The sequence below is a fragment of the Arthrobacter sp. Z4-13 genome, assembly GCF_054792705.1.
Window position 1 is genome coordinate 3550036 of the sequence record NZ_CP096459.1, and the last position, 19422, is coordinate 3569457.

21 protein-coding genes are annotated in these 19422 nt (G+C 64.9%); 18 read left to right on the forward strand and 3 right to left on the reverse strand.

Annotated features, from left to right (window positions below; translation table 11 throughout):
* Positions 1-27: 27 nt before the first annotated feature.
* Positions 28-426 (reverse strand): cupin domain-containing protein, encoded by a 399-nt coding sequence (locus M1E07_RS18235; protein WP_461188029.1) that lies wholly within the window; start codon positions 424-426, stop codon positions 28-30.
* Between the two features lie 551 nt (positions 427-977).
* On the opposite strand from M1E07_RS18235, the gene M1E07_RS18240 reads away from it, so the two are divergent.
* From M1E07_RS18240 to bcp, 9 genes are all read left to right on the forward strand, one after another.
* Positions 978-1493: a hypothetical protein gene (locus M1E07_RS18240; protein WP_461188030.1), complete on the forward strand. Its 516-nt coding sequence runs from the start codon at positions 978-980 to the stop codon at positions 1491-1493.
* A 104-nt stretch (positions 1494-1597) separates the two neighbouring features.
* The gene (locus tag M1E07_RS18245; protein ID WP_461188031.1) at positions 1598-2719 is read left to right on the forward strand and encodes an aminotransferase class V-fold PLP-dependent enzyme; all 1122 of its coding nucleotides are present in this window, start codon (positions 1598-1600) and stop codon (positions 2717-2719) included.
* Positions 2720-2878: 159 nt separating this feature from the next.
* Positions 2879-3679, forward strand: coding sequence for a hydroxypyruvate isomerase family protein (locus M1E07_RS18250; protein ID WP_461188032.1), 801 nt, complete (start codon positions 2879-2881; stop codon positions 3677-3679).
* 55 nt (positions 3680-3734) lie between these two features.
* On the forward strand, positions 3735-4613 hold the full coding sequence (locus tag M1E07_RS18255; protein WP_461188033.1) for a 2-hydroxy-3-oxopropionate reductase: 879 nt from the start codon (positions 3735-3737) through the stop codon (positions 4611-4613).
* A gap of 169 nt (positions 4614-4782) precedes the next feature.
* Positions 4783-6561, forward strand: coding sequence for a glyoxylate carboligase (gene gcl / locus M1E07_RS18260; RefSeq protein WP_461188034.1), 1779 nt, complete (start codon positions 4783-4785; stop codon positions 6559-6561).
* A 3-nt stretch (positions 6562-6564) separates the two neighbouring features.
* The gene (locus tag M1E07_RS18265) at positions 6565-7764 is read left to right on the forward strand and encodes a glycerate kinase (protein WP_461188035.1); all 1200 of its coding nucleotides are present in this window, start codon (positions 6565-6567) and stop codon (positions 7762-7764) included.
* The gene (gene allB / locus M1E07_RS18270; protein ID WP_461188036.1) at positions 7757-9100 is read left to right on the forward strand and encodes an allantoinase AllB; all 1344 of its coding nucleotides are present in this window, start codon (positions 7757-7759) and stop codon (positions 9098-9100) included. Before M1E07_RS18265 ends, allB begins: the two co-directional genes overlap by 8 nt.
* Positions 9101-9109: 9 nt before the next feature.
* Positions 9110-9784 (forward strand): winged helix-turn-helix domain-containing protein, encoded by a 675-nt coding sequence (locus M1E07_RS18275; RefSeq protein ID WP_461188037.1) that lies wholly within the window; start codon positions 9110-9112, stop codon positions 9782-9784.
* Positions 9785-9864: 80 nt separating this feature from the next.
* Positions 9865-10344 (forward strand): thioredoxin-dependent thiol peroxidase, encoded by a 480-nt coding sequence (gene bcp, locus M1E07_RS18280; RefSeq protein WP_461188038.1) that lies wholly within the window; start codon positions 9865-9867, stop codon positions 10342-10344.
* Between the two features lie 216 nt (positions 10345-10560).
* Here bcp and M1E07_RS18285 read toward each other — a convergent pair whose 3' ends face one another.
* On the reverse strand, positions 10561-12057 hold the full coding sequence (locus M1E07_RS18285) for an MFS transporter (RefSeq protein ID WP_461188039.1): 1497 nt from the start codon (positions 12055-12057) through the stop codon (positions 10561-10563).
* A gap of 177 nt (positions 12058-12234) precedes the next feature.
* On the opposite strand from M1E07_RS18285, the gene M1E07_RS18290 reads away from it, so the two are divergent.
* Together M1E07_RS18290 and M1E07_RS18295 are read left to right on the forward strand one after the other, a co-directional pair.
* Entirely contained in the window at positions 12235-12729 is a 495-nt protein-coding gene (locus M1E07_RS18290) for a hypothetical protein (RefSeq protein ID WP_461188040.1), read from the forward strand.
* Between the two features lie 47 nt (positions 12730-12776).
* Positions 12777-13349 (forward strand): GNAT family N-acetyltransferase, encoded by a 573-nt coding sequence (locus M1E07_RS18295; RefSeq protein WP_461188041.1) that lies wholly within the window; start codon positions 12777-12779, stop codon positions 13347-13349.
* Positions 13350-13456: 107 nt separating this feature from the next.
* Here the strand turns inward: M1E07_RS18295 and M1E07_RS18300 are convergent, their stop codons facing one another.
* Entirely contained in the window at positions 13457-13855 is a 399-nt protein-coding gene (locus M1E07_RS18300) for a hypothetical protein (RefSeq protein ID WP_461188042.1), read from the reverse strand.
* Between the two features lie 272 nt (positions 13856-14127).
* Here M1E07_RS18300 and M1E07_RS18305 point away from each other — a divergent pair, with 272 nt between their 5' ends.
* From M1E07_RS18305 to M1E07_RS18335, 7 genes are all read left to right on the forward strand, one after another.
* Positions 14128-15240: a PP2C family protein-serine/threonine phosphatase gene (locus M1E07_RS18305; RefSeq protein WP_461188043.1), complete on the forward strand. Its 1113-nt coding sequence runs from the start codon at positions 14128-14130 to the stop codon at positions 15238-15240.
* The gene (locus M1E07_RS18310) at positions 15237-17213 is read left to right on the forward strand and encodes a glycosyltransferase family 2 protein (RefSeq protein WP_461188044.1); all 1977 of its coding nucleotides are present in this window, start codon (positions 15237-15239) and stop codon (positions 17211-17213) included. Before M1E07_RS18305 ends, M1E07_RS18310 begins: the two co-directional genes overlap by 4 nt.
* The gene (locus M1E07_RS18315) at positions 17203-17535 is read left to right on the forward strand and encodes an STAS domain-containing protein (protein WP_461188045.1); all 333 of its coding nucleotides are present in this window, start codon (positions 17203-17205) and stop codon (positions 17533-17535) included. The genes M1E07_RS18310 and M1E07_RS18315 overlap by 11 nt, the downstream gene beginning before the upstream one ends.
* Positions 17528-17965, forward strand: a complete 438-nt coding sequence (locus tag M1E07_RS18320) for an ATP-binding protein (RefSeq protein WP_461188046.1) — start codon at positions 17528-17530, stop codon at positions 17963-17965. Before M1E07_RS18315 ends, M1E07_RS18320 begins: the two co-directional genes overlap by 8 nt.
* 198 nt (positions 17966-18163) lie before the next feature.
* Positions 18164-18661 (forward strand): 2-oxo-4-hydroxy-4-carboxy-5-ureidoimidazoline decarboxylase, encoded by a 498-nt coding sequence (gene uraD / locus M1E07_RS18325; RefSeq protein ID WP_461188047.1) that lies wholly within the window; start codon positions 18164-18166, stop codon positions 18659-18661.
* Positions 18658-18996, forward strand: coding sequence for a hydroxyisourate hydrolase (gene uraH / locus M1E07_RS18330; protein ID WP_461188048.1), 339 nt, complete (start codon positions 18658-18660; stop codon positions 18994-18996). Before uraD ends, uraH begins: the two co-directional genes overlap by 4 nt.
* A 90-nt stretch (positions 18997-19086) precedes the next feature.
* The gene (locus M1E07_RS18335; RefSeq protein WP_461188049.1) at positions 19087-19401 is read left to right on the forward strand and encodes a hypothetical protein; all 315 of its coding nucleotides are present in this window, start codon (positions 19087-19089) and stop codon (positions 19399-19401) included.
* Positions 19402-19422 lie beyond the last annotated feature (21 nt).

Consider the following 19422-nt stretch of genomic DNA (forward strand, 5'->3'; position numbering starts at 1 on the left):
CCTTCGCCGCGTCCCAGCCCGAAGCAGTCACATCAGCGCGTGCATCCCATGGCTCCGCGGCCGGCCGAACGAGGCGGCGCCAAGGAATTCGACGGCGACGAAGGGCTGGTCCCCCACCACCCACTCGTCATGGCCGGGAGGAAGCGCATAGGTATCGTTCGCACGGATGGTGGAGCGGCCGCCGTCGGGCGTTTCGATCTCCAGAAGACCGGAGATGCAGTAGCCCAGGTGGTGGTGCTCGCAGAAGGCTGTCAGCTCTGCGGGCTTTGCAAACTCGGACCATCGCCAGCCCGGCGCCAGGATCAGCCGAGCCACTGAATAGTCATCCACGGTCACAAGGTCGAACTCCGCTTTGTCGGGGCAGCGCTTCCGGTCAGGATCATCAAACGACTTAACTGCCAAAGCTCTGATGAAATTTGCGGTCATTCGGACACAACCTAGGGATCGTGGTGGGACGCCTGGCCGCGAACCAGACGATGGGTTCGGATACCGACGAGCGGCTAAGAATATCGAGACCTACAGCCATGCGTGCCTTTGGCCCCCGTCACGCACGCATTCACCAGCCGATGCTGGCGTATCTCTAACCGTAGCCTGCCGGCATCCGAAGTCAATGGCAGAATTTTTTGGCCCCGCTTCTGCCGTCGGGGGGAGGTGAGCAGTTCACCTCTATTGCTGGGCAGGCCTGACGCACACTAGGTACCCCTAACGTCCCTCCCGATAGAGGGTAGTTCTGCCCCTAGCGGCAGGCGCAAACGCGTGCGCACGATTAAGCCACCGGATCCCGACCAATCAGATGAATCCGGGATCTCGCCTCCCCCTACGTCGGGGTGTGCTGTTTGGGAAAAAGGGACAGGCAGGCTGCGGCCGCCACACTGAGAATCGCGACGTTCTCAGTCGCGGGCTTAATCCTGCCCGAAAAGTAGGAATTCGCACCCTACAAAAATGGTGAATCGCATCCTAGTAGGAGCAAGAGAAATATGTCCATCACTTCAACAACGAAGAGCCGTTCAATCGGGGCAAAGATCGCCCTGGTTCCGGTCCTCTCATTGGGTCTGCTCGGGGGCTCGATGGCAATCGCTGGCCCGGCCTCGGCTGACTATGACAAAAAGATATCCGGTTGTACCGTCAAAGCCGAAAAGCCGTCGCACGAAAAAGGCACGACGGTCAACTTCAAGATCAGCATCAAATGTGATGACGGGAAGAAGAGGACTGTCAAGGTCCAGCAGCGACGCTTCGAAAAGGACAACGGCCCCGATACGCGCCTGGGCAAGGTCCGCACATTCGAGCGCCACTTCGACCGCAACGACCACCATAAGACCATCAACAGCCGTGACTACGTCCCGCGGCACCTTGATCACCACGACGGCGAAGAGGTCTATCACGAGGTCCGGTTCGCGGTTAAGTACGACAACGGCAAGTGGTCTTCGTGGTCTGACTACTCTAAGTGGAAGGAGAGCCCGGTTCGCTACGACATTAACGGTCGTTCACGTTAACGGGCGCTGATTTGCTAACGAGCCACGCACAGTAGAGCCAGGGGCACTGCCCCTGGCTCTACCTGCGTCAGTTCACCAGACCCTGCCCGCATGAAGGGGTGGTCATGATTCAGACAGAGGTTATTCGCCAACTGTTCCCCGGGCTGCAGAACACCATTTACCTCAACACCGCAAGCATGAACGTCGGCTGCGCTCCAGCCCGGGACGCCTACCGTCGGGCGGTCGATCAATGGGCTGCGGGCCGGTTCGACTGGGCCGAGGCGGAACGGGCTGGGGAGGATGCCCGTGCCATGTTCGCCGAAATTGTCGGCGGCACGGCCGGGGAGATCGCGATTGTCCCGTCCGTGAGTGCGGCTGCCGGAATTGTGTCCGCAAATATGCCCACGGCGGCGCCCGGCGAGAACATCGTGGTCGCCGAAAATGAGTTCACATCGAACTACTACCCCTGGCTCCAGCTTCGAGAGCGCGGCTATGAAGTACGCACCGTCGCGCCCGCCGGAGAAGGGGCGTCGGCTGAGGAGTTCGGCAAGGCAGCCGACAGGGGCACTCGCCTGATAGCGGTGAGTGCCGTCAGTTCGGCCAATGGCTATCGGGCGGACCTGGATGCCATCGGCCAAATTTCCAAGAACTGCGGAGCCTGGTTCTTCGTCGATGCCTGCCAGGCCTCCGGGGCGGTGCCGCTGGACGTCATAGGCGCCGGCGCAGACTTCCTCGCCGCGGCAAGCCACAAATTCCTCCTCGGCTCACGGGGCATGGGCTACCTCTACGTCCGCCGGGATTTGCTGGACAGCCTCCATCCGGTCGGGCCCGGGTGGAAGGCAGCGCGAAAACCCACCGAAAGCTTTTACGGGCCGGCCATGGATCTATCACCTACTGCTTCCCGCTTCGACGCCTCCCTGGCGTGGTTTCCGGCCCTCGCAGATCAGGCTGCACTAAACATCTTCCGCCGTTTCGGCATTGACACACTTCTGGAGCGCAATGCCCAATTGGCCCTCCGCCTGCGGGACACGCTCACGGCCCACGGCCTACCCTTCGAGCCGTCCGCTGACGATCACAGCTCAACCATCGTCTCCGTCCCGGCACATGATGCAGGAGCGGTCATGGCCCGGTTCCGTGAGGCCAATGTGGTGGCCTCGGTGCGTGCGGGCAGGATTCGGCTCGCCGTTCACTTCTACAACCTCGAGGAAGAACTCGATCGGGTCGCCGAGCTGATAGCTCGTTCTTGAAGCGCTGATCCCTGCCGAGCCCGGGCCCCTTGACTCAGTGCGCCATCCTTCCCTACACTTTTCATAAAGCAGAATCTAAATTCCACAAAGCGGAAACCCGGCACAGGCGCTGGGGAAGCAAGGGAAAATGGATCACAGCCCTCCTTGGAAGGACCTACGATGACGTACACAGTGAACTGCTCCATCCTCCTCACGGAGCTGCCCCTGCTCGAGCGCCCCGCCGCAGCCAAGGCAGCAGGCTTTGACGCAGTCGAGTTCTGGTGGCCCTTTGAAACCTCGGTCCCCTCGGATGCGGAAACGACGAAGTTCGAGAACGCCATCAAGGATGCCGGCGTCCAGCTCACCGGCCTGAACTTCAACGCCGGCAACATGCCAGGCGGCGACCGCGGCCTGGTGTCCTGGAAGGGACGCTGCTCCGAATTCAAGGACAACATCGACGTTGTCGCCGGCATCGGTGAGCGCCTGGGCTGCAAGGGCTTCAATGCCCTCTACGGCAACCGTCAGGACGAATTCGCTCCCGACGAGCAGGACGAGCTGGCGCTCAAGAACCTCGCCGCAGCCGCAGAGGGCGTCGCCAGGATCGGCGGCACCGTCCTCCTCGAACCCGTCAGCGGCGCACCCAGGTACCCGCTCCTCACCGCTGTTGACGCACTCAAGGTCATCGCCCGCGTGAAGGCGGAAGCCGGCGTCGGCAACATCAAGCTCCTCGCCGATTTCTACCACCTGTCCGTCAACGGCGACGACGTCGAATCCGTCATCGAGAACCACGCCAAGGACTTCGGCCACATCCAGATCGCCGACAACCCCGGCCGCGGCGCCCCCGGCACCGGCAGCCTCCCGCTCGGCGAGTGGATCGCCCGCAGCCGCGAACTCGGCTACGACGGCTACATCGGCCTCGAGTACAAACAAGCTCAGGAAACGGCCTTCAGCTGGGCCATCCGCGACAGGGCCACCGCGTAGGTTTCGACAAGCTCAACCACCGGGTTAACCAAAGACTTTCAGAAAGAGAACCATCATGAGCAACGTTTCAGTTATCGGACTCGGAATCATGGGCCTGCCGATGGCCATCAACCTCGTCAAGGCCGGCCACACCGTCACCGGCTTCAACCGCAGCCAGGACAAGATCGACAAGCTTGTCTCCGAAGGCGGCAAGGGTGCCACGAGCATCGCGGACGCCGTCAAGGATGCCGACGTCGTCATCACCATGGTGCCGGACTCCCCCGATGTTGAGGGCGTCGTCAGCGGCAAGGACGGCGTCTTCGCCAACGCGAAGAAGGGCACCTTGTGGATCGACGCCTCCAGCATCCGCCCGGACGTCGCCAAGCGCCTGTCCGACGAAGCCCGTGAAGCCGGCATCCGCCCCCTCGACGCACCGGTGAGCGGCGGCGAACAGGGCGCCATCGATGCCGTCCTCTCCATCATGGTTGGCGGTGACAAGGAAGACTTCGAGGCCGGACAGGACATCCTGAACGCGGTCGGCAAAACCATCGTCCATGTCGGACCCTCCGGCTCCGGCCAGACCGTCAAGGCAGCCAACCAGCTGATCGTCGCCGTCAACATTGAAGTCCTGTCAGAGGCAATAGTCTTCCTTGAGGCCTACGGCGTGGACACCGACGCCGCCCTCAAGGTCCTCGGCGGCGGACTCGCCGGCTCCAAGGTCCTGGACCAGAAGGGCCAGAAGATGCTGGACCGCAACTTCGACCCCGGCTTCCGCCTCGCCCTGCACCACAAGGACCTGGGCATCGTCACCTCGGCCGCCCGCGAAGCCAACGTCGCCGTCCCCCTCGGCGCCGTCGTCGCACAGCTCGTCGCCGCCACCGTCAACCAGGGCGACGGCGGCCTCGACCACTCCGGACTCTTCAAGCAGGTCCTGAAGCTCAGCGGCCGCGAGTAACCAGGGCAGCGCGCCGGCCGCCCCGAAAAGGGGCAGTTCGACACGGACACGCCGGCCGGCGTCGTAAATTACGACGCCGACACCCCTAAAGTGCCCCGCGAAGGTTCGCCGGGCTACTTCAGCACACCCAAAAACAGGCTTTCTCAACAGACTTTAGTAGGAGCACACCATGAGCAAGATGCGTACCGTTGATGCAGCGGTTGCCATCCTGGAAAAGGAAGGCGCCATCGAGGCGTTCGGCCTGCCAGGCGCTGCGATCAACCCCTTCTATTCCGCAATGCGGGCCCACGGCGGCATCCGCCACACCCTGGCCCGCCACGTCGAAGGCGCCAGCCACATGGCCGACGGCTTCAGCCGCGCACAGGACGGCAACATCGGCATCTGTATCGGCACCTCCGGCCCCGCCGGCACGGACATGATCACCGGGCTTTATGCAGCCTGGGCAGACTCCATCCCCATGCTCTGCATCACCGGCCAGGCGCCGGTGGCCAAGCTGCACAAGGAAGACTTCCAGGCTGTGGACATCGAGTCCATCGCCAAGCCCGTCACCAAGATGGCCATGACCATCCTGGAGCCAGGCCAGGTTCCGGGTGCCTTCCAGAAGGCCTTCCAGCTGATGCGCTCCGGCCGCCCCGGCCCGGTGCTGCTGGACCTTCCCATCGACGTGCAGCTGGCCGAGATCGAGTTCGACATCGACACCTACGAGCCCCTGCCCATCGAAAAGCCCAAGGCCTCCCGCAAGCAGCTGGAAAAGGCGCTGGACATGCTCACCGCCGCGCAGCACCCGCTGATCGTCGCCGGTGGCGGCATCATCAACGCCGGCGCTTCCGCGCAACTGGTGGAACTGGCCGAGACCCTGAACATCCCGGTTATCCCCACCCTGATGGGCTGGGGCACCATCCCGGATGACCACCAGCTCATGGCCGGCATGGTGGGCCTGCAGACCTCCCACCGCTACGGCAACGAGAACTACCTGCAGAGCGACTTCGTGATCGGCATCGGCAACCGCTGGGCCAACCGCCACACCGGCGGCCTGGAAACCTACACGGCCGGCCGCAAGTTCGTGCACATCGACATCGAGCCCACGCAGATCGGCCGCGTGTTCTCACCGGACCTGGGCATCGCGTCCGACGCCGGTGCGGCGCTGGCCGGGCTGGTTGAGCTCGCCAAAGAGCGCAAAGCGGCCGGGTCCCTGCCGGACTACAGCGCCTGGGCTGCCGAGTGCCAGGACCGCAAGGCCTCCCTGCACCGCAAGACCCACTTCGAGAACATCCCCATCAAGCCGCAGCGCGTGTACGAGGAGATGAACAAGTCCTTCGGCCGCGACACTACGTACGTGTCCACCATCGGACTGTCCCAGATCGCCGGCGCGCAAATGCTGCACGTGTTCGGCCCGCGCAAGTGGATCAACGCCGGCCAGGCAGGCCCCTTGGGCTGGACTGCCCCGGCAGCCCTCGGCATCGTTCGCGGCAAGCCGGACGAGACCGTGGTGGCCCTCTCCGGCGACTACGACTTCCAGTTCATGATCGAGGAACTGGCCGTGGGCGCGCAGTTCAACCTCCCCTACATCCACGTGGTGGTGAACAACTCCTACCTGGGCCTGATCCGCCAGTCCCAGCGCGGCTTCAAGATGGAGCAGAACGTGTCCCTGGCGTTCGACAACATCAACTCGCCTGAGACCAACGGCTATGGCGTGGACCACATCAAGGTGGCCGAGGGACTGGGCTGCAAGGCCGTCCGCGTGGAAGACCCCAACGACCTCGGCGCCGCGTTCGACAAGGCCAAGGCACTGATGGGCGAGTTCCAGGTGCCCGTGGTGGTGGAAGTGATCCTGGAAAAGGTCACCAACATCTCCATGGGTGTGGAAATCAACGCCGTGAACGAGTTCGAGGAACTGGCCGAGACCGCCGCGGATGCTCCCACCGCCATCCTGGCTCTGCAGGCCTAAACCATGCTCATCGTCATTGCCCCGGACAAGTTCAAGGGATCCCTGTCCGCCCCGGAAGTCTGCGCGCACCTCGAAAAGGGCCTGCAGCGCGGAGCGGGCGGGAACCTGGACGTCGTCCGCATTCCAGTAGCCGACGGCGGTGAGGGCACCCTCGACGCCGCCGTCGGTTCCGGCTTCACCCGCCGCAGCGCCGTGGTGGCCGGACCGACAGGGGAGCCGGTCACGGCCGACTTCGCCGTCCGGGGCAATGAGGCTGTCATCGAGATGGCGGCCGCCTCGGGCCTGGCCCTGCTCCCCGCCGGAGCACTGGTTGGGGGACGGCCAGGCCCGACGGCGGCGCGCACCGCCACCAGCCTGGGCACCGGCCAGCTGATCCGCGCCGCCCTGGACGCCGGCTGCAACCGCATCATCCTGGGGGTTGGCGGCAGCGCCAACACCGACGGCGGCGGGGCAGTCCTGCAGGGACTCGGCGCCCGATTCCTCGATATCGAGGGCAACGAACTTCCCCCAGGCGGTGCCGCCCTGGCCCGCCTGGACCGGATCGACTTCAGCGGGTTCGACGCCCGGCTGAAGGACACACGCTTTGTGCTGGCATCCGACGTCGACAATCCACTGCTGGGCGCCCAAGGCGCCGCGGCGATTTTCGGCCCGCAGAAGGGCGCCACACAACAGGACGTCGGCTTGCTCGACGCCGCCCTGGCCAGGTTTGTCGAAGTCCTGGCCAGGGAAATCGGTCACCGCGCCATCAAAGCAGCGGAAGCCCCGGGAGCCGGAGCAGCGGGAGGTGTTGGCTACGCCGCCATCGCCGTCCTGGCCGCGACGCGGCGCCCGGGCATCGACGTCGTCCTCGAATTCACGGAATTGCAGCAGAGGCTGGCCGGCGCCGACCTGGTAATCACCGGCGAAGGCAGCCTGGACGAGCAAAGCCTGCTGGGCAAGACGCCCATGGGCGTTGCCCGGGCAGCAGCCGCCCAGGGTGTTCCGGTGATTGCCGTCTGCGGACGAAGCACCCTTGAAGAAGACCAGGCAAGCGCCGCCGGGTTCGAGGACGTTTACGCTTTGACCGAGCTCGAAAGCAATGTAAACAGGTGCATAGCAGAGGCAGCGCAGCTTCTGGAGCAGCTGGGCACGCAGATCAGTGGGCGGCTGGCAGCCAATAAGCTGTCCCGTTCCGCAAGCACCAAGGAGAACCTCCATGTCTGAAGAACGTTTTGACCTGGTCATCCGCGGCCAGCGCATCCTCACCACCGCCGGCCTGGCTCCCCGGGAGGTAGGCGTCCGCGGCGGCAGGATCGTGGCCCTGGAACCGCTGGGCAACGGCCTGGCAGGAACCGAGGTCATTGAACTGGCCGATGACGAAACCTTGATCCCCGGCCTGGTGGACACCCACGTCCACGTCAACGAGCCCGGCCGCACGGAGTGGGAGGGATTCGCCTCTGCCACCCGGGCCGCCGCGGCGGGTGGCGTCACCACCATCATCGACATGCCGCTTAACTCGGTTCCGCCCACCACCACGGTGGAAAACCTCAAGCTGAAGCGCGAGGTGGCCGAGGACCAGGCGTTCATCGACGTCGGATTCTGGGGCGGCGCGATCCCCGGCAACAAGGGTGACCTGCGCGCCCTGCACGACGAAGGCGTGTTCGGTTTCAAGTGCTTCCTCCTGCACTCCGGCGTGGACGAGTTCCCGCACCTGGACGCGGATGAAATGGAGGAGGACATGGCCGAGCTGAAGTCCTTCGATTCCCTCATGATCGTCCACGCCGAGGATTCCCACGCCATCGACCGCGCCCCGCATCCCGGCGGCGACCACTACTCCACCTTCCTGGCCTCCCGCCCCCGTGGTGCCGAGAACAAGGCCATCGCCGAGGTGATCGAGCGGGCCCGCTGGACCGGTGCGCGTGCGCACATCCTGCACCTCTCGTCGTCGGACGCACTGCCCATGATCGCTTCGGCAAAGCGCGACGGCGTGAAGCTCACCGTGGAGACGTGCCCGCACTACCTCACGCTGATGGCCGAGGAAATCCCGGACGGTGCCACCGCCTACAAGTGCTGCCCGCCCATCCGCGAGGCTTCCAACCGGGAGCTGCTCTGGCAGGGGCTGCAGGACGGCACCATCGACTGCATCGTCTCGGACCACTCCCCCTCCACCCTGGATCTGAAGGACCTGGAGAACGGTGACTTCGCCGTGGCCTGGGGAGGCGTCTCGTCCCTGCAGCTGGGCCTGTCCCTGATCTGGACCGAAGCCCGGCACCGCGGCATCCCGCTGGAGCAGGTGGTGTCGTGGATGGGTGAAAAGCCGGCAGCGCTTGCCCGCCTTTCCAACAAGGGCCAGCTGGCGCTGGGCTACGACGCCGACTTCGCCGTGTTCGCTCCGGACGAGGCGTTCGTGGTGGACGTGTCCAAGCTCAAGCACAAAAACCCCATCACCCCCTACGACGGCAAAGCCCTCTCCGGCGTGATCCGCAAGACGTTCCTCCGCGGCGCCGTGGTGGACGGCCAGACCCCTACGGGCAAGCTGATCCGCCGCGGCGGAGTGTAGGGACGCGCCATGGCAGTGGAAGCGCACTTTCCGCGGGCCGGGGCGCGACCAGGATTTGGTTCACAGAAGGCGGCTGCCCGCGGCCTCGCCGTGTGGGTGGTCCCGGAGGAAGGCACCAGCCCCGAGCTGCTGGCCGTCGCTGCCCGCCTGGTCCTTGCCCGGGCCCTCGAAACTGCTCCGGAGGCGGAAGTCCACTGGCCTGCCGCCGGAGCTCCCACGACGGGGTTCTCCGCTGACGCGGGAGGAGCCACAGACGACTCCTCTCAGCCTCCTCCCGCAGCGGAGACCCTTCCGGGTGCTCCTGTTGGGGCACCCAACGAGGACGACGGCGGCACCCGGCTGCCGCCGTCGGCCGGGCCCGTCAGCCGGGTTGCCGTTGACCTTGCCGCCGATAAAGTCCTGCTGGACGGCAGCCCCGTGCCGCTGACCGGCGTGGAATTCAAGGTGCTGCGCTACCTGGTGACCCACCTGTCCCGCACTGTGGGCAGGGAGGAACTCCAGGAGTTCCTCGACTCGTTTGAAACCCCCGGCGCCTCGGCCCGGTCCATTGACGTGTATGTGGGCCGGATCCGGCGGAAACTCGGGAATGCGCGCCATGCCGTAGCCACCGTCCGGGGCGGTGGTTACCGCTTTATACCCGGGCAGCTCGCAACTGTTCGGGGTCCGGCGGAATACTGCATATGACGCCGGAGTTGTATGACTAAGCGGGAAGCCGCTTCACTTGATTGCTTGCCAGTAATGACAAAGTCTTCCAAAGGAACGCCATGAGCCAGACCCTGACCACCAAGCTTCAGCCCGGAACCCAGGCCCCTGATTTCACCCTTCAGGACGCCGAGGGCCGCGGGACCGCCCTGGCCGATTACCGTGGCAAAAACGTCATCGTGTACTTCTACCCCAAGGCCGCCACCCCCGGCTGCACCACCGAGGCCTGCGACTTCCGTGACAGCCTGGCTTCGTTGCAGGGCAAGGGTTACGAGGTCATCGGCATCTCCCCCGATGCACCGGAGGCCCTGGCCGGCTTCACCGGCGACTTCTCCCTGACCTTCCCGCTGCTCTCCGATCCGGACCACGAGGTGGCCCTGGCCTACGGCGCCTGGGGCGAGAAGCTCGTGAACGGGGAAATTGTCGAGGGCATTGTCCGCTCCACCGTGGTGGTGGACCCCGAAGGCAAGGTCACGCTCGCCCAGTACCAGGTGAAGGCCGACGGCCACGTCGCAGCGCTGAAGGAAGCTCTGGGAATCTAACCCTCCCCGGACGCCCCACCACGTCCTGCAGCTTTTCCCCGGACGCCCCATCACGTCCTGCAGCTTTCCCCAGGACGCCCCACCACGTCCTGCAGCTTTCCCCAGGACGCCCCATCACGTCCTGCAGCTTTTCCCCGGACGCTCCTGCACATTGGACTGCTCCCGCACATTGGACTGAGAAATTCAGTTCCAACTTCCTGCGGGAGCGTCCGGTGGTTAAGGCTGGGCGTCGGCCGTTTCCGGCGCCCCTGCAGCCGCCTCCGCGTAGGACGCCGACACCCGCCGGTACACGGGGGTAAGGAAGGCCAGCAGCGCGGCGACGACCAAAATGATGCCCGCGATCAGGAACACCAGGGCGATGCCGCGGGAGGTGCCCTCGCCGAGCAGCGGGGCCAACTGGGCGGCGCCGTCGGCCGACCTCGCGTAGGGGATGATCCAGAACTGGGCGATCGGCGCGATCAGGAACGCGGTGACAGGTGCTGCCGCGGACTCAAACGCCATCGCGAATCCGAACACCCGGCCCTGCCGCTGCAAGGGCACCACTTGCTGGATGACCGTCTGCTCGGCGGCCTCTACGAAGGGCACCAGGGTCAGATAGAGCCAGATCCCAACAATGTAAAGCCATGCCCACTCGCGCAGCGTGAACACCGCGCCGAGGACTCCCATCACAATCACAGCGAGGAGCATGGTGCGCAACGGGTTGGAACCCAGCCCGAACTTGCCGATCAACGCGCCGCCCACAAGGAACCCGCTGGAACCAACCGCCAGAAGGATCCCCCACAGCTCCACCGGAAACATCTCCAGGCCGTAGGGATCCATCAACGCCATATAGACCCCGCCGATGAAGTTGTTGAACGTGGAGAACAGGATCAGCGCGAACAGCCCGGCGATAGCCAGCACGGCGGCAAGGGCACCGCGAAAATCAAATCCGCCGTGCGCATCCGTGGCGGCCGCGCGCAGTTCCTCGGGCATGCGCAGCGTGAGAAGGTGCGCGAAAGCCAGCGCCGTGAGTACCAGGGCGGCGGCGATCGTCCAGCCCATCCCCAGCAGCCCCACCGATAGCCCGGAGAGCACCGAGGTGACAAGGAACATCAGCCCCTGCACCATGCCCACCAGCCCGTTGGCGTTGGCCCGACGGTCCGGCTCGATGAGGATGGTGACCGTGGTGGAGAGCGCGATATTGCGCATGTTCTCCACCACCGCGCCGATCAGGATGATCATCGTGAAGACCCAGAACCACGGCTGGGCCAGGTCAAGCAGCGCGGCGGCGGGTGTCAGCAGGAACATCACCCCGGACAACACGAACATCACCAGGGTGAACATGGCAGCAAACCGCATCACAGCAAGCTTGCGGTAGCGGTCCACGAAGGTGCCGAAGCTGATGCTCGAAAGGGCGATCAGCAGCATATAGGCACCGCCCACTACCCCGGTGGCGATCACGTTCCGCGTCTCCAGGTAAACCCAAAACGTCAGGGCGAACCACAAATAGCTGGTGGTTATGTTGGCGAGGGCTGTATTCACCAGGATCCCGGTGAAGGTGCGGGACCTTTCTGCCGGACTGCGCAGGGAAGAGTCGACGGCGTCCGGGTCGGCCAGGTGCTGGTCCTCGCCGTCCTTACCCAACGCTGGGTTGACGGCGGCGTCCTCGCGAAGGCTTTCCCCGCCGTCGGGAGCCGCAGCGGCCCAGCCCCGGGCCGGTTCCTGCTCGGTCATGCGTCCCAGTGTAGTGAGAACCAGCAGGCGCAGACAGGGTTAAAGCCCCCTGATGGGGCATTAGCAAAAAGAGGGGGGAACGCGTGTCCACCAGCTTCGATTGCACGGTCACGGCTGAAAACTAAGCTGTTATGGGGGGGCATTCAGCCCCGCCCGAACCAGGAAAGGAACGAGGCCATGGCGGACGAGACGGCAGAACAAACATTCACCAAGGCCGCTGCAGAGCACGAAGCGAAGGAAACCGCGGACCGGGAACGCTTCGCAGCCTGGTCCTGGTACGAGCTTGACCATCGTCTGACGCTGCTCCTGGCCCCGATCTTTGAGGTCGGCAATGACGCAACAATTGAGCTCACCCTAGTAGTCGACGGCACCGTCATCTCCGGATCGGTCGTATCTGAGCAGGCTTGGGCGCAGAGGCAGAATGACCAGATCCGCGTCGGAAGTCCGGTTGTCGCCGACGCCTTGGAAGTGGTGGAGTCCAAGGTGGGCGAACAGAAACTGAAGGCAGCGGACGAGGCCAGGCTGAACCCTCGGCTGAAGACGCAGAACCGGTACATTCATTTCCTTGGGCCGGTGCTGCTTTCAGGGGGAGTCCACGTACGCCTGCAGGCAACCAGGGTAGACCTTCGCAAAGTCTCGGCATGGAGCATCGGGCGTATTCCTGGCGAGTAGGGGCTCCCGCCGTTGCCCGTTCCGGAGGCCGGTGACAGGATGGCCGCATGGCGATCGAGGTCCGTCCAGCCACTGAGTTTGAGGACGTCAGGACGATGGTAGGGCCCAAGCGGCCCGACGCCAACGTCTGCTGGTGCCTGAGCTACCGCATTCCATCGAAACAGAATCAGGCCTTGCACGGGACAGAGCGCGGGGACCTGGTGAAGGAATTGGTGGCCCAGGATCCTCCCCCGGGCGTTTTGGCGTACGACGGCGGCGAGGTAGTCGGATGGGCGGGAGTCCACCCTCGCGCGGACACGAGTTTCGCAGGCAATCGGAAAATCCCGCACGTGGATGATCTCGATGTGTGGTCGGTGTGGTGCATCCGCGTGCGGCCAGGGCATCGCGGCAAAGGCATTTCGCACCACCTGCTGAACGGTGCCATCGACCTGGCGCGAACCGAAGGGGCACCGGCTATTGAGGGGTACCCGGTGGATAACCGCGGGCGGAAGGTCGATCTCACCATGGCGTACGTCGGCACCCGGAAGCTCTTCGAGGACGCCGGCTTCACCAAGGCCGCGGATACGGAGTCAGTACTTAACGGCTTCCCGCGGGTATTGATGCGCCTGAATCTCCGCTGATCGGGCTTGTCCAAATCCAGGTATGGACGAACTGAACTACCGCCGGCCGGCGCCAGGGTCTCTTCCGCGGTAGCCCCCAGCCACTAAATTGCTCGCAGGTGTGGCACCTAAACGGCAGCGGCTGAACGCCCCAGGTCCACACTCCTGAAAAGCGCCTCGAACCTGTAATGCGCCTCAGTTTCCAGTTTGAGGCGGTGGGTCAGCTTCTCCACCTGCGCCGACATCTCCTCGCCCACCGGCAGCCGGTCCCCGGGCCAGCTGGATGCCTCCCTCGATGCGGCCAGCGCTTGGGCAAGAGCATTGGCTGCAGCGCGAACTTTCCGTGAATGGAAGTAGACACGCAGGAGCGCCCTGCCCTTGTCCATGGCGGCATGCATCAGGTCGCGCACCTCTTCCGCTCCTGATTTCAGGGGACTCCGTCCTGAACCAGCCGGCACTGTGCAGGCCGGTTCTGCAACAGTGGCTCCGCCCGCCGTCGTCTGGTCTTTTGCGTCGACGTGTCCCATGGCTGCTCCCCTCCTGCAAGCCGTCCAGCCTCCGGGCGGGTCGTCTTTGACCCTCGTCCCCGCGAAGCTGTTTCCTGCATTTGAGTGTTCCGGACCTTCCTCAATGTCCGGGCAAGCAGGTCCCAAGATTTGCGCAGGATCCCTGAAGCACATGCAGGCGAAGGGCCTGCAGCCGAAGCCATGTCCTGCCGTCTCTCCGGCCAGCAGGGCCACGTAACCGCAAAAGGCCCTGCGACATGCCCTGTTGCGGTTAATACGGTAGAAGTAGAGCTATGGTCTCTCCCCCCGAAATCCGCCGTGCCGTTGTCATTGAAGATGACCCGGATATCCGCGGCCTGCTGGTCCGTGTCCTGGTCAAGCAGGGTTTCGACGTGACGGAGGCCGCAACCGGCCTGATGGGCGTGGAGGAGGTCCGCCGCCGCCGGCCGGATCTGGTCACACTGGACCTGAACCTGCCCGACGTTGACGGCCTGGAAGTCTGCAGGCAGCTCCGCGAATTCTCGGACGCCTTCATCGTGATGCTCACTGCGCGCGCTGATGAACTGGACAAACTGACCGGCCTTGATAACGGGGCCGACGAATACATCAGCAAGCCGTTCAGCCCCCGCGAGTTGCAGTCCCGCATCAACGCCCTCTTCCGCCGCCGCCCGTCCGCGGCAGCCGATTCGGCCGCCCGCAGCGAGCTGGAACGCGCCACCGAAGTCCAGCAAAGCCTCCTGCCCAAGGAGGACATCCGCGTTGAGGGTTACGACGTCGCCGGCATGTTCCGCCCTTCCCGCAGCGTGGGCGGCGACTTCTACGACTGGTACCAGACCCCCGACGGACTTCACCTGACCTTCGCGGACGCGATGGGGAAAGGCATGGGCGCAGCACTGATCGCGGCAACAGTCCGTGCCGTGATGCGCTCCACCGGCCACCACCAGGACCTGGACGGCGCCTTCGCCTCCGCCAGCAAGTCCATCGCCACGGACGTGGACTCCTCCAACTCCTTTGTCACCTTGTTCCACGCGCGGGTTCATGCTGCATCCGGCACAGTCAGCTATGTCGACGCCGGGCACGGGCTTGCGCTGCACGTCCAGTCCTGCGGTACTGCTGAAAGGCTCCCCTCCGGCGGTCCGCCGGTCGGCGCCTGGGCAGGGACCCAGTGGCCGCAGTCCAGCCTCGAACTCGCCCCGGGCGATTCCCTGGTGGTGGTCAGCGACGGCGTGCTGGACGTCTTTGACTCCGTGGAGCACTTCACGGAAGCCGTCCGCAGCGCCACCCAAAGCGAGGATTCTGCCCAGGCAGCCAGCAGCGCCATCATGGCACTGGCCCCGGCCGAAACCGCCGAAGATGACGTCACGGTGGTTGTGGTCCGCCGGCTGCCGGAAGCAGCAGCTGAATGACCCTGTTCCTCACCCGCCTGGTGGTGGTGCTGACCGTCATCACCGGCGTTAACTACATCGCGTGGCGCTGGATTGCATCGCTGAACTGGGACGCTTGGTGGATCGCCCTGCCGCTGGTGATCGCCGAAACCTACAGCCTGATCGACGTGATGCTGTTCGGCATGACGGTGTGGAAGCTGAAGATCCGCAAGGGCGCCCCGCCGCCCCCGCATGACGCCACCGTGGACGTTTTCATCACCACGTACAACGAAGACCTGGACATGGTGCTGACCACGGCTTTGGCCGCCCAGAAGATCCGGCATCCGCACAGCACCTGGATCCTCGACGACGGCGCCCGGCCCGAACTGAAGGCCCTCGCCGAGCAGCACGGCCTGGGTTACGTCACCCGCAGCGAGGACTGGACCGCCAACCTGCCCCGGCACGCCAAGGCCGGAAACCTGAACAACGCCCTGATGCAGACCCACGGCGAGTTCCTCCTGATCCTGGACGCGGACCAGATCCCCGAGCCGGACATCCTCGAGAAAACGCTCGGGTACTTCAACAACCGCCGGGTGGCGCTGGTCCAGACACCGCAGTACTTCAGCAACGTCCACGCGGACGATCCCCTCGGAAGCCAGGCACCCCTGTTTTACGGCCCCATCCAGCAGGGCAAGGACGGCTGGAATGCCGCCTTCTTCTGCGGCTCCAACGCCATCCTGCGCCGCGAAGCCCTGATGCAGCTGGGCCTGGTGGGCTACGTTAAGGAAACCGAGAAGAGCATCCGACGGGCGCTGGCCGCCTCCCGTTCCGCCATCAAGCAGGCACGGAAGTCTGCGGACGTGGAGACGCCTCTGGTGGCCCAGGTGCTCAACGAAGTTGAAGCGGCAACACGCGAGGCGCAGCAGGAACTGGCCGCCGGCCAGCCGCTCGGCGAGATCACCTACCGGGTCCGCCGCCGCGTGGACGCCGCCGTGCAGACCCTGGTGCTGGCCGACGTCGAAGCGCTCCAGGCGGATCTCGAAGAGATTGCCGCCATGGAACTGGCCCACGTGGGCGAGTCCGGCGTGACCGTTGTGGCGGACGACGCTGTGCAGCGCATGTCCGCCCGCGACTGGTCCCCCCTGGGCGCCCTGGAATCCGTGCAGGCTGTCCTGGACGCGCTCTCCGTGGAACGCAATGACGAAGCCCAGCCCGTCATGCCCCTGGCTACCATCTCCGTCACCGAGGACATGGCCACCGCCATGCGCATGCACGCGATGGGCTGGGAGAGCGTCTACCACCACGAGGTCCTGGCGTACGGCCTCGCCCCGGAGGACCTCAAGACCATGCTCACCCAGCGCCTTCGCTGGGCACAGGGCACCATCCAGGTGCTGCTGCGCGAGAACCCGCTGGTGCAGAAAGGCCTCAAGCTGGGCCAGCGCTTGATGTACTTCGCCACCATGTGGACCTACCTCAGCGGCTACGCGGCCGTCATCTACTTCGCCGCCCCCATCATCTACCTGCTGCTGGGCATCCTGCCGGTAACCAGCCTGAGCTGGGACTTCTTCATCCGCTTCATCCCGTTCATGGTGGTCAACCAACTGCTGTTCGCCGTCGCCGGCCGCGGCATCCCCACCTGGCGCGGCCAGCAGTACAGCCTGGCCCTGTTCCCCACCTGGATCAAGGCATGCTCGACGGCGGCCCGGAACGTCTGGTTCGGCCGTCCCCTCGGGTTTGCCGTCACCCCCAAGGCCCGCCAGAGCGGCGGACCCGGCTGGAGCCTGATCCGGCCGCAGATCGTGGTGTCCGTGCTGCTGGCGCTGGCCGCCGTCGTCGGGATCATTCGCCTGGCCGCCGGCCTGGCGGAACCGCTGGGCACCCTGGTGAACGTGGCCTGGGTCATTTTTGACCTCGTGGTCATGAGCATCCTGGTGCGCGCAGTGCTTTACAAGGGTTACGAACCGGCCCCCGAAGCCGTAGTCCACAACACAGAGAGGAATCCCGATGGAGTTTAGCTATGAGGTCAAGGACTCGTATGCGGAGGTCAGGGCGGACGGGCGGCTGAACATGGTTTCCGCGCCGAAGTTGCGCGAGTTCGTCACCGGCGTGATCGCCGGCGGGTCCAACCGGATCGTGGTGAACCTGGAGAATACGGCGTTTATGGACTCCTCAGGCCTGGGAGCGCTCATCGGTTGCCTCAAGGCGGCGCGGCAGGCGGGCGGGGACCTCCGGATCGCGGCCGTCCAGCCGCAGGTGAAGATGGTCCTGCAGCTGACCAGCATGGACAAGGTCCTCATGCCCTACGGATCAGCCGAAGAGGCGTTCAGCAATGACTAAGGTCTTGGCATCCCGCAGCTTCCGCGGGCTGGCTGCCGAGGACGCCATCGAGTCGGTCCACAACCACCTCGACAACCTTTGGCTCGACGTTCCGTTTGTGCAGGACCTGGACCAGATGACGTTTACGACGGCGGTCATCGAGTCGGCGTCGAACATCGTCCAGCACGCGGAGCCGGCCGGGCGGGAACCGGTGGAGCTCGGCGTGGACATCGAAGTGCGGCCCACGCTGCTGCAGGCCCGGGTGAGCGCGTATCACGCCAAGCCGCCGTTCGGGCCCATGGAACCTCCAGCGGCGGGCCAGGACGCCGAGTCCGGCCGCGGCCTGGCGCTGATCCGGGCGCTGGTCACCACTGTCACTTTCGTGCGGCAGGACGGTACGAACACCTGGGTCCTGTCCCGGACATCACAGGGCCAGTTCGGGAACGCATAATGCGTGCCTGGCCCAGGCAGCGGAGGCGCTCTCTTGACACCACCCGGATGCTCAACTTCAATATTACGTATGCTGAAATAACAGTTCCATGATGCGGAAGCTCCATGCCAGTGTTGCTGGTGATGGGGTGCCGGAAGTCCGGCCTCCGCATAGCCGTCGCCATGGATGCCAGCATTTGTCACCGAGGAAACAGCCAGCATGAAGCTTGCCGAATTCAACACCGCGGAGCCCGCCCGGGCCGCGCAAACCCTCACGCCCTGCATTGACGTTAAGCGCTGGGTGGACACGGTTGCCGCCGCCCGGCCCTTCCCTTCCAGGGACGCGCTCCTGGCTTTCGCCTCCGAAGCCGCCAGCCCCTTCACTCGCGCCGAAGTTGAGTCAGCCATGGCGCACCACCCTCGAATCGGTGAACGTCCGACGGCGGCCACCACCGAGGCGTCCATGTCCCGTTCGGAGCAGGCCGGGGTGGACCCGGCAGATACTGCCCTGGCGGAGGCGTTGGCCCAGGGCAACAGGGACTACGAGGAAAAGTTCGGCCGCGTATTCCTGATCCGCGCCGCCGGCCGTACGGCCCCGGAAATCCTGCAGTCCCTGAAGGAGCGGCTGGAAAACTCCCCGGCCGAAGAAGACATTATCGTGGCCCAGCAGCTGCGCGAGATCGCCGTACTGCGGCTTGAAGGACTGGTTACCGAATGAGCGTCTCCCACGTCACCACCCATATCCTCGACACCGGCGCCGGACGCCCGGCGGCGGGAGTCGCCGTCGTGCTGTACAGGAACGACGGCGGCAGCTGGCAGGAACTGGCCGGCTCCACTACCGACACCGATGGCCGTGCGAAGGACCTGGGCCCGGAACAGCTGGAACCCGGACACTACAAGCTCAACTTCGCCACCGGGAGTTACTACGCGGGACTGCAGACCGCCACGTTTTTCCCGGAGGTTGACCTGGTGTTCGAAGTCACAGGCCCCGAGCACTACCACGTCCCGCTCCTGCTGAGCCCCTTCGCCTACTCCACGTACCGCGGCAGCTAAGCCCCTCGTTGCCCTATCACCTATGGTCCCCAAACAGGGGTGACAGCCGCCGTAAGTGATAGGTCAACGGTGGAAATGTAGGCTTGATGCATGCCTTCTGAACAACCCTCCGCCGAGCGCCGCGAAATCACCGTCCGCCGTGCGCCCAAGTACGTCCCGTTCCTGATTCTGGGCGCACTGGTGGGTATCGCCGCCGCGGCAGTGGTGGCCTACGGGCTGCCGGAAACGCCAAGCTTCGACGCCGGCTCCGTCTTCGGATTCTTCCTGGTGCTGTTCGCCGCCGGCGGGGCAGTCCTCGGCGCCGTAGTGGCGCTCATCCTGGACCGGCGCAGCATCAAGCGGCAGCAGCGTGCAGTGGTGGAGCCTGTCCCCGATTCCGAACCAGACACGGATTCCCAGCCTTAGCCTGGTCACAAACGGGCGGCC